The sequence below is a fragment of the Bradyrhizobium jicamae genome (assembly GCF_018130215.1).
Lineage (GTDB): Bacteria > Pseudomonadota > Alphaproteobacteria > Rhizobiales > Xanthobacteraceae > Bradyrhizobium > Bradyrhizobium jicamae_A.
In genome coordinates this window covers 58,392-67,362 of sequence record NZ_JAFCKQ010000041.1, presented here as the reverse complement: position 1 = coordinate 67,362, position 8,971 = coordinate 58,392, and the positions used below count along the sequence as shown (strand labels likewise).

Here is an 8,971-nt window from a genome sequence, read left to right as displayed (position 1 = left end):
CCCGCTTACGCAGATCATTGGAAATTGGTCGGACCATCGGATGCTGGCCTCCAGCCCAGCCAGCATCTTGAATCATATTCGTCCGAAATCGGGAATCCCTTCCGATTCAATCAAGCCGTGAACCGCTCTAGCGTCAAGTACCGTCGGCTGTTTCTTGTGCAACTGGCTAGCGCATCCGTATTTTTGCGGCCAACTCCGCGGGAGGGCCTTGAGCGGCATCGAAACGTGAGGTCGAGACCACGCAGTCACCCGATGGAGCCGGAAGCCCGAGTTCCCGCTCTCCGGATCGGACGCGATCCACCAGCCGCTCGCCGGCAGCCGTTCGACGTGCTCGACCGCTGCTTGCTCTGCCTGCCCCTAGCCTCCGCTCCGGTAGACCTGGATGTCGAGGTCGCGGATCTTCTTGCGCAGCGTGTTGCGGTTCAGCCCCAGCAGGTCGGCAGCCCGGATCTGGTTGCCGCGGGTCGCCGCCAGCGCCGCGGTCAATAGCGGGACCTCGATCTCCTTGAGGATGCGGTGATAGAGGCCCGGCGGCGGCACGCCGTTCGGGAAGCCGGAGAAGTGCGAGGACAGATAGGCCTCGACCGCACCGCCGAGATTGTCGACGCCGACGGCGGCGTTTCCGCCCGATGCGACAGCCGGCGGCGCCAGTTCACCGTCGATCACCGAGGAAGTGATGACGTCCTGCGGATAAAGCGCCGCCAGGCGGCGGGCGAGGTTCTCCAGCTCGCGAACATTGCCCGGCCAGCGGTGCTGCTTGAGCCGTTCGAGCGCCTGGCCGTCGAGCTTCTTCGGCGGCAATCCGTCCTTCTCGGCGAGCGAGAAGAAATGCCGGATCAGATCGGGCAGATCCTCGATGCGTTCGCGCAGCGGCGGCAAGCGCAGCGGCACCACGTTGAGGCGGAAGAACAGGTCCTCACGGAACAGTCCCTGCTGGATCAGGATGCGCAAGTCCTTGTTGGAGGCCGCGACGATGCGCACGTCGGTCTTGATCGGGGTGCGGCCGCCGACCGTGGTGTATTCGCCCTGCTGCAGCACGCGCAGCAGTCGGGTCTGCGCCTCCATCGGCATGTCGCCGATCTCGTCGAGAAACAGAGTGCCACCCTCGGCCTGCTCGAAGCGTCCGGAAGCGCGGGTGTTGGCGCCGGTGAACGCGCCGCGCTCATGTCCGAACAGCTCCGACTCGATAAGGTCGCGCGGGATCGCTGCCATGTTGACCGCGACGAACGGGCCGTTGCGGCGCTTGCCGTAGTCGTGCAGCGCGCGCGCGACCAGCTCCTTGCCGGTGCCTGACTCGCCGGAGATCATCACGGTGAGGTCGGTCTGCATCAGCCGCGCCAGCACGCGGTAGATCTCCTGCATCGCCGGCGAGCGGCCGACCAGCGGAATCGAGTCGAACTCGGTGTCGTCGGCGTGATTGGCCACCCGCTCCTTCGGCTCGGCCAGTGCCCGGCCGACGATGGTGATCAGCTCCTTGAGGTCGAACGGCTTCGGCAGATACTCATAGGCGCCGCGCTCGGAGGCCCGGATCGCGGTCATGAACGTGTTCTGCGCGCTCATCACGATGACCGGCAGGTTCGGCCGCATCTTCTTGATCCGCGGCAGCAGGTCGAACGCATTCTCGTCCGGCATCACCACGTCGGTGATGACGAGATCGCCCTCGCCCTGGCTCACCCAGCGCCACAATGTGGCGGCGTTCCCTGTCAAGCGCACCTCGTAGCCGGCGCGCGAGAGCGCCTGGTTCAGGACAGTGCGGATGGCGGTGTCGTCGTCGGCGACAAGTATGCTACCTGCGGGCATTGGTGGTCCTCATCGTGCATCCTGAGAGGCAGGCGATGCCTTACCCGGGACGTCATCGCGGTTGCCTTGATCTTGTTGTTTAGCGGCGCTGTACATCGGCATCAGCACGCGGAAGGTGGTCTTGCGCGGCTGCGACTCGCATTCGATGATGCCGCCGTGATCGCCGATGATCTTGGCGACCAGCGCGAGCCCGAGGCCGCTGCCGGTCTGCTTGGTGGTGACGAACGGATCGAACAGGTTCGGCAGCAGGTCTTCCGGCACGCCGCCTCCGTTGTCCTTGACGCAGAATTCGAGCGGCAGCGAGACCCGCGACTTCTTGCCCGGCACCGACAGCCGGACGCCCGGGCGGAACGCGGTGGTGAGCTGGATTTCCGCGTCGGTGCCGAGATCGGCCACGGCCTCGGCGGCGTTCTTCACGAGGTTGAGGAACACCTGGATCAACTGATCCTGATTGGCGAGCACCGGCGGCAGCGACGGATCGTACTCCTCGATGAAGCGGACGTTGCGCGCAAACCCGGACTGCGCCAGCCGCTTCACATGGTCGAGCACCGAATGGATGTTGACCGGACCGCGCGCCACCGGGCGGTCGTCGCCGAACACTTCCATGCGGTCGACCAAAGTCACGATGCGATCTGCCTCATCGCAGATCAGCCGGGTCAGCAACCGGTCCTCGGAGGAGGCCTGCTGCTCCAGCAGCTGCGCGGCGCCGCGGATGCCCGACAGCGGATTCTTGATCTCATGCGCGAGCATCGCGGCGAGCGCGATCACCGAGCGCGCAGCGCTGCGGTGGGTCAGCTGGCGATCCATCTTGTCGGCGATCGTGCGCTCCTGCAGCATCACCACGATATGGCCGGGACGCTCGGTCAAGGGAGCAACGTGAAGATCGACCTGGCGGTCGCCGCCGATCCGCGGTGTCCCGAGATCGACCTTGTATTCATTGACCGGCGAGCCCGAGGTCCGCACCTGTTCGATCAGCGCCAGCAGCGGGCTGCCGAACGGCACCAGCTCCTTCAGCGACTGTCGGCGCAGGAACTGGGCCGAGATCTCGAAGAAGGATTCGGCGGCGATGTTGGCATCGACGATGCGGCCGTCCGGTGCCACCAGCAGCACCGGGTTGGGCAGCGCGTTGAGGATGGCCTCGCCATCGGTGGGTACCGGCCGGCGGTGTTCAGCGGCTGACGTCATGCGGCAGCACTCCAGGCAAAATCGTCGTAGGCATGTTCGAGCGAACGATGCACGCTGGACGGTTCGTCTGAGGTCAGGATCTTCTGTCGCCAGGCCTTGAGCGTCGCGGCCGGCGCACGGCTGTAGCTCGCGGCGGTGTCGAGCGCCCAGCCGAGATGCTTGCGTGCATGCCTGAGCCCGACACGCACGCCGTAATGGCTGCAAACCTCATCGTAGAGCGCGCGGATATGCGTGAGCTGATCGGCCAGCGACGGGGTAGCCTCCGCGATGCCCGTCTCGAGGCGCCGGCCGATCTGGCCGGGCAGCCAGGGCTGCCCCTGCGCGCCGCGGCCGATCATCACGGCGTCGGCGCCCGATGAGTCGAGTGCGGCAACCGCCCGGTCGAACGAGGTGATGTCGCCGTTGACGACAACAGGGATCGAGACGGCATCCTTCACCGGACGCACCGCGCTCCAGTCCGCCTTGCCCTTGTAGAACTGGCATCGGGTGCGACCGTGCACGGTGATCATCTCAACGCCCGCCGCCTCCGCGCGCCGCGCCAGTTCGGCCGCATTGAGCGAGCGCTCGTCCCAGCCGAGCCGCATCTTCAGCGTCACCGGCACCTTGACCGCCGCGATCGTCGCATCGATCAGCCCGACCGCATGGTCGAGATCGCGCATGAGCGCCGAGCCGGACTGTCCGCCAGTGACATGGCGCGCCGGGCAGCCCATGTTGATATCGATGATGTCGGCGCCGGCCCCCTCGGCGATCCGAGCGCCCTCCGCCATCCAGCGGGTCTCGCAGCCCGCGAGCTGGACCACATGCGGCCCGATCCCTGCCGCTTCGCAGCGCAGCTTCGAAATCGGCTTGCCATTTACGAGGTCATCGCTGGCGGTCATCTCCGAGACCACGAGGCCTGCGCCAAGCGCCGCCGCGAGTCGCCGGAAGGGCGCGTCGGTGACGCCCGACATGGGCGCGAGGAGGACACGGTTGGCGACAGCAATATCGCCTATCTTCAAGGGGTTACGAGGAACACTTTGCACGCCGGTCAGCCGTCTCGTCGTTCTGTCGACCACGCCATTGCAGCCGATGTCGCATATTTTGAGCACAATTCTTGTGCAGTCAAGTCTTATGCCTACAGTTTAGACAGTTCTACCATTTGTACAAGTGCACTGCAACAAAATCTGCTTTTCCCACAGCGAATGGGAAACGCTCTGTCTTTGCGCACCGGTCATGGTAAGGGCTGTGCGCGGCGCACCCCGTCGTCTCCTCCTCATCCCTGATTCGTCTGTCATTGGTTCAAAATGCCGAAGCCTGAGCGTACTGCAGCCATCCTTGTCGCGGCCGGACGCGGACTGCGCGCCGGCGCGGGCGGGCCGAAGCAATACCGGACCATCGGCGGACAGACCGTGATCTACCGAGCGATGCAGGCATTCTCCGGGCATCCGGACGTGTTTGCCGTGCAGCCCGTGGTCAATCCCGACGACGCCGCGCTGTTTCAGGAGGCGACGTTCGGCCTGCGCCACCGGCCGCCGACCCCGGGCGGGGCGACCCGCCAGGCCTCCGTGCATGCCGGGCTGGAGGCGCTCGCAGCCGAGAAGCCGGAGATCGTGCTGATCCACGACGCGGCGCGCCCTTTCGTCACGGCAGCCGTGATCTCGCGCGCGATCGCAGCTGCCGGCCGCACCGGCGCGGCAATTCCGGTGATCCCGGTGACCGACACCATCAAGCTCACCGGCGATGCCGGCGATGTCGAGGCGACGCCCGAGCGCGCGCGCTTGAGGATCGCGCAGACGCCACAGGCCTTTCGTTTTGATGTGATACTGGAGGCGCATCGCCGCGCCGCCCGCGAGGCGCGCTCCGACTTCACCGACGATGCGGCGCTGGCGGAATGGGCGGGATTGACGGTTGCGACATTTGAAGGTGATCCTGCCAACATGAAACTCACCACTCCCGAAGACTTCGTGCGCGAGGAAGCGCGACTGGCGAGCCAGCTCGGCGACATCAGGACCGGCACCGGCTATGACGTGCACGCCTTCGGCGAGGGCGATCATGTGATGATCTGCGGCGTTCGCGTACCGCACAGCAAGGGCTTCCTGGCCCATTCCGACGGCGACGTCGGGCTGCACGCGCTGGTCGATGCCATCCTCGGCGCGCTGGCCGACGGCGACATCGGCTCGCATTTCCCGCCGAGCGACGCCAAGTGGAAAGGCGCCTCCTCTGACCAGTTCCTCAAATATGCCGTCGAGCGCGTCACCGCCCGCGGCGGACGCATCGCCAATCTCGAGGTGACGATGATCTGCGAGCGGCCGAAGATCGGCCCGCTGCGCGACACCATGCGGACGAGGATCGCTGAGATCTCGGGCGTCCATATCTCGCGCGTCGCCGTGAAGGCGACAACCAGCGAGCGGCTCGGTTTCACCGGCCGCGAGGAAGGCATCGCGGCGACCGCAAGCGCGACCATCCGGCTGCCCTGGACCGATCAAGGCTGGGACGACAAAGGCCGGAGCGCATAACATGGGCGGCAGCGACGCTCGTGCCCTCTCCCGCTCGCTGCTCGACCTGTGCCGGATGCGCAAGCTGACAATTGCGACCGCCGAATCCTGCACCGGAGGCCTCGTCGCCGGCGCGCTTACCGACATCCCCGGGTCGTCAGACGTGATCGACCGCGGCTTCGTCACCTATTCGAACGAGGCCAAGCGCGTGATGCTCGGCGTCAAGGCGGCGACGCTCGAGACCTTCGGCGCCGTCAGCAAGGAAACCGCGACCGCGATGGCGATCGGCGCGCTGGAAAAGGCCGGTGTCGACCTCGCCGTCTCCATCACCGGCATCGCGGGGCCCGGCGGTGCCACTCCGGGCAAGCCCGTGGGCCTGGTGCACTTTGCCGTCGCCGCGCGCGACGGCCGCATCCTCCACCGCGAGCAGCGTTTCGGTGCGATCGGACGCAGCGCGGTACGCCAGCGCTCGGTGGCCGAGGCGCTGCGGATGCTGATGGAATTGGCGCGCCCGCCACAGGCTGCCAAGCCGCGCCGCGAAGCCATCAGCCGGCTGCGGCCACGGGTTGCCCGCTCGCCGCGCAGCCATGCCGCAAAGCGCCGCCGCTCGCCGCGCGGGTGACTGGCGCACGCTCATTCGTTCGCAGCGCTTTTGGTCTCGCGGGTTGACGTGCGCAATGCGCTACGAAGTGGCCGGCTTGCCGTAGACCTGATCCGCCCGCTTCTCGAACGCGTGGGCAAACCGCCCGAAGGCGGCGTCGAACATCGAGCCCATCAGCATCGCCAGCACCCGGCTCTTGAACTCGTAGTTCAGGAAGAAGCCGACATCGCAATCGGCGTCCGATTTCGGTTCGAAGGTCCAGCGGTTCTCGAGATTGCTGAACGGGCCGCGCAGATACTCGACCAGGATCTTCAGATTGGGCCGGTCAAGCGTCACCTTGCTGGTGAAGGATTCCCGTACCAGCTTGAATGACACGGTCATGTCGGCGACCACGACCTCGGTGCCGTCGTCCTTCGGCGTGCGCTGGCGGATCTTCAGTGAGTGGCACAGCGGCACGAATTCCGGATAGCGCTCGACGTCGGCGACCAGATCGAACATTTGCAGCGCGGTATGGTGTACCCGCCGCTTGCTTGAGAATCGCGGCATCAGTGGATACTCGCACGATTTTTCCTGAGCGCGAGGTCGATCAGATAGTTGTCCGCCTGCTTCCGTTCGGTGAAGCAGACCAGCGATTGATCGGGACGGAGGCCCTCGAAATAGCTCAGGAGGTTCGGCCGCTGCAGGTGGCGATAGGTCCAGACATAACGCAGGAATTCGAGGTCGATCCTCTCGGGACATCCCTCGGCCATCTCGGGCCGGACCTGGCCATAGCTGCCCGATATCCTTTTCAGGATGCCGAACATGCAGGCGGAGCGCGGCAAGTCGAACCAAATGATCGTGTCGGACAATTCGCGCCGCAACTCGCCCGCGCCATTCCTGGTGTAGTTGCCGTCCATGATCCAGCGCGGCTGCCGCGTCACGTCCGTCATGCGTTCCCGAAACTCCTCGCTGTTGGACTCGATCCAGCCCGGCTTCCAGAAGATCGCGTCGATCGAGACGAACGGGATCCCCGTGATGGCAGACAGCCGCCGCGCAAATGTCGACTTGCCGGACCCCGACGATCCCATCACCAGAACGCGCTGCATCGAGGTCGATCCGAGGCCGGTCTATCTTGAGCTTGATCCAGGCTAGCGCCCGCGGGCCACGCGCGCTGCCTGCAGCTTGGCAAAATCCTCACCGGCATGATGCGACGAGCGCGTCAGCGGGCTCGCCGATACCATCAGGAAACCCTTGGTATACGCGACCCGCTCATAGCCTGCGAATTCGTCCGGCGGCACGTAGCGCATCACGGCGTGATGCTTGCGCGTTGGCTGCAGGTACTGCCCGATGGTGAGGAAGTCGACCTCGGCAGAGCGCAGATCATCCATCACCTGCAGCACCTCGTGCCGCTCCTCGCCGAGCCCGACCATGATGCCCGACTTGGTGAAGATGGTCGGGTCCATTTCCTTGACCCGCTGCAACAGCCGGATCGAATGAAAATAGCGCGCGCCCGGACGAACCGTCAGGTAGCGTGACGGCACGGTTTCCAGATTGTGGTTGAATACATCGGGCTTGGCCGCGACCACGCGCTCCAGCGCGCCATCCTTGCGCAGGAAGTCCGGCGTCAGGATCTCGATCGTGGTGGTCGGGCAGCGCGCGCGAATCGCCCGAATGGTCTCGGCAAAGTGCTCGGCGCCGCCGTCGGCCAGATCGTCGCGGTCGACCGAGGTGACGACGACATGGGCGAGGCCGAGCTTGGAGGTCGCCTCAGCGACATATTCCGGCTCATTGGCTTCGAGTGCACCCGGCATGCCGGTCTTGACGTTGCAGAACGCGCAAGCCCGCGTGCAGGTGTCCCCCATGATCATGAAGGTGGCGTGCTTCTTGTCCCAGCACTCGCCGATATTCGGGCAGCCCGCCTCTTCGCAAACGGTGACCAGGCCGTTCTCCTTCACGATCCGGCGCGTGTCGGCATAGCCGCGCGTGTTCGGCGCGCGCACCCGGATCCAGTCCGGCTTCGGCGGCGAAACCGCGTCCGGCCGGTTCACCTTTTCGGGGTGCCGCGGGCGCAACGGGGTCGTGGAAAGGGTGTCGACGATAGTGACCATGGTGCCTGCAAGTCGCGAGAGCATGACCCGGAGAGACCGGTTTTCCCTCGCGACAAACCCGGAACGGGCTTGCGCGGAGATCATGCTCAAAACCAAGGACCTTAGCTAATCCGTGTTGGCGCGGCTCGCAACCCGGCCCGATGCGACACTAGCAGAGCGCCCAATATATTGGCAGTGTTTCGGTCCGTTCCGCCGCGATTCCCACCTCAAAATGGCTCAAAAACCCCGATCGGACACACATCGCCTCGGCAAGCCGCTGAAGCGCGCGTTCTTTGACCGCAGCGTGCATGAGGTGGCGCCCGATCTGATCGGCACCACCTTCCTGGTCGGCGGTGTCGGCGGCATCATCGTCGAGGTCGAGGCCTATCATCAGACCGAGCCGGCCGCCCACTCCTTCAACGGGCCGACTCCGCGCAACCAGGTGATGTTCGGGCCGCCGGGCTTTTCCTACGTCTACCGCTCCTACGGCATCCACTGGTGCGTCAATTTCGTCTGCGAGGCGCCCGGCTCGGCCAGCGCCGTGCTGATACGTGCACTGGAGCCGACCCACGGGCTTGCAGCGATGCGCCGTCGTCGCGGGCTCGGAGACGAGCAATCGCTGTGCTCGGGGCCGGGTAAGCTCTGCGAGGCGCTCGGCATCACGATTGCCCACAGCGAACTGCCGCTCGACCGCCCGCCGATCGCACTTTACGCACGCTCCGAAACGCCCGAGATCGACATCGGCATGCGGATCGGCATCACCAAGGCTGTTGACCTGCCCTGGCGCTACGGGGTCAAGGGATCGAAATTCCTCAGCAAGCGGTTTCCGTCCTGAGCTGTAGTCA

Annotated in this window: 9 protein-coding genes; 3 read left to right on the top strand and 6 right to left on the bottom strand. The window is 65.5% G+C overall.

Translation table 11 applies throughout. The features are described from left to right. Positions 1 to 357: 357 nt before the first annotated feature. From ntrC to dusB, 3 genes are read right to left on the bottom strand one after another with little or no spacing between them, the layout of a single operon-like run. A complete protein-coding gene (ntrC, locus tag JQ586_RS31135) occupies positions 358 to 1,800 on the bottom strand; it encodes a nitrogen regulation protein NR(I) (RefSeq protein WP_212398455.1) in 1,443 nt (480 codons plus the stop codon). A 9-nt stretch (positions 1,801 to 1,809) separates the two neighbouring features. Beyond that, a complete protein-coding gene (locus JQ586_RS31130; RefSeq protein ID WP_212398454.1) occupies positions 1,810 to 2,985 on the bottom strand; it encodes a nitrogen regulation protein NR(II) in 1,176 nt (391 codons plus the stop codon). Further along, positions 2,982 to 3,983, bottom strand: coding sequence for a tRNA dihydrouridine synthase DusB (gene dusB / locus JQ586_RS31125; RefSeq protein ID WP_212398453.1), 1,002 nt, complete (start codon positions 3,981 to 3,983; stop codon positions 2,982 to 2,984). Before dusB ends, JQ586_RS31130 begins: the two co-directional genes overlap by 4 nt. Positions 3,984 to 4,268: 285 nt before the next feature. Here dusB and JQ586_RS31120 point away from each other — a divergent pair, with 285 nt between their 5' ends. Further along, positions 4,269 to 5,480, top strand: coding sequence for a bifunctional 2-C-methyl-D-erythritol 4-phosphate cytidylyltransferase/2-C-methyl-D-erythritol 2,4-cyclodiphosphate synthase (locus JQ586_RS31120; protein ID WP_212398452.1), 1,212 nt, complete (start codon positions 4,269 to 4,271; stop codon positions 5,478 to 5,480). Between the two features lies 1 nt (position 5,481). After that, on the top strand, positions 5,482 to 6,081 hold the full coding sequence (locus tag JQ586_RS31115) for a CinA family protein (RefSeq protein ID WP_212398451.1): 600 nt from the start codon (positions 5,482 to 5,484) through the stop codon (positions 6,079 to 6,081). 60 nt (positions 6,082 to 6,141) lie between these two features. Here the strand turns inward: JQ586_RS31115 and JQ586_RS31110 are convergent, their stop codons facing one another. From JQ586_RS31110 to lipA, 3 genes are read right to left on the bottom strand one after another with little or no spacing between them, the layout of a single operon-like run. After that, positions 6,142 to 6,606, bottom strand: a complete 465-nt coding sequence (locus JQ586_RS31110; RefSeq protein WP_212398450.1) for a type II toxin-antitoxin system RatA family toxin — start codon at positions 6,604 to 6,606, stop codon at positions 6,142 to 6,144. Next, the gene (locus tag JQ586_RS31105; RefSeq protein ID WP_212398449.1) at positions 6,606 to 7,145 is read right to left on the bottom strand and encodes a DNA topology modulation protein; all 540 of its coding nucleotides are present in this window, start codon (positions 7,143 to 7,145) and stop codon (positions 6,606 to 6,608) included. The genes JQ586_RS31110 and JQ586_RS31105 overlap by 1 nt, the downstream gene beginning before the upstream one ends. 42 nt (positions 7,146 to 7,187) lie before the next feature. Beyond that, positions 7,188 to 8,147, bottom strand: coding sequence for a lipoyl synthase (gene lipA, locus JQ586_RS31100; protein ID WP_212398448.1), 960 nt, complete (start codon positions 8,145 to 8,147; stop codon positions 7,188 to 7,190). A gap of 211 nt (positions 8,148 to 8,358) precedes the next feature. On the opposite strand from lipA, the gene JQ586_RS31095 reads away from it, so the two are divergent. Further along, entirely contained in the window at positions 8,359 to 8,961 is a 603-nt protein-coding gene (locus JQ586_RS31095; RefSeq protein WP_212398447.1) for a DNA-3-methyladenine glycosylase, read from the top strand. Positions 8,962 to 8,971 lie beyond the last annotated feature (10 nt).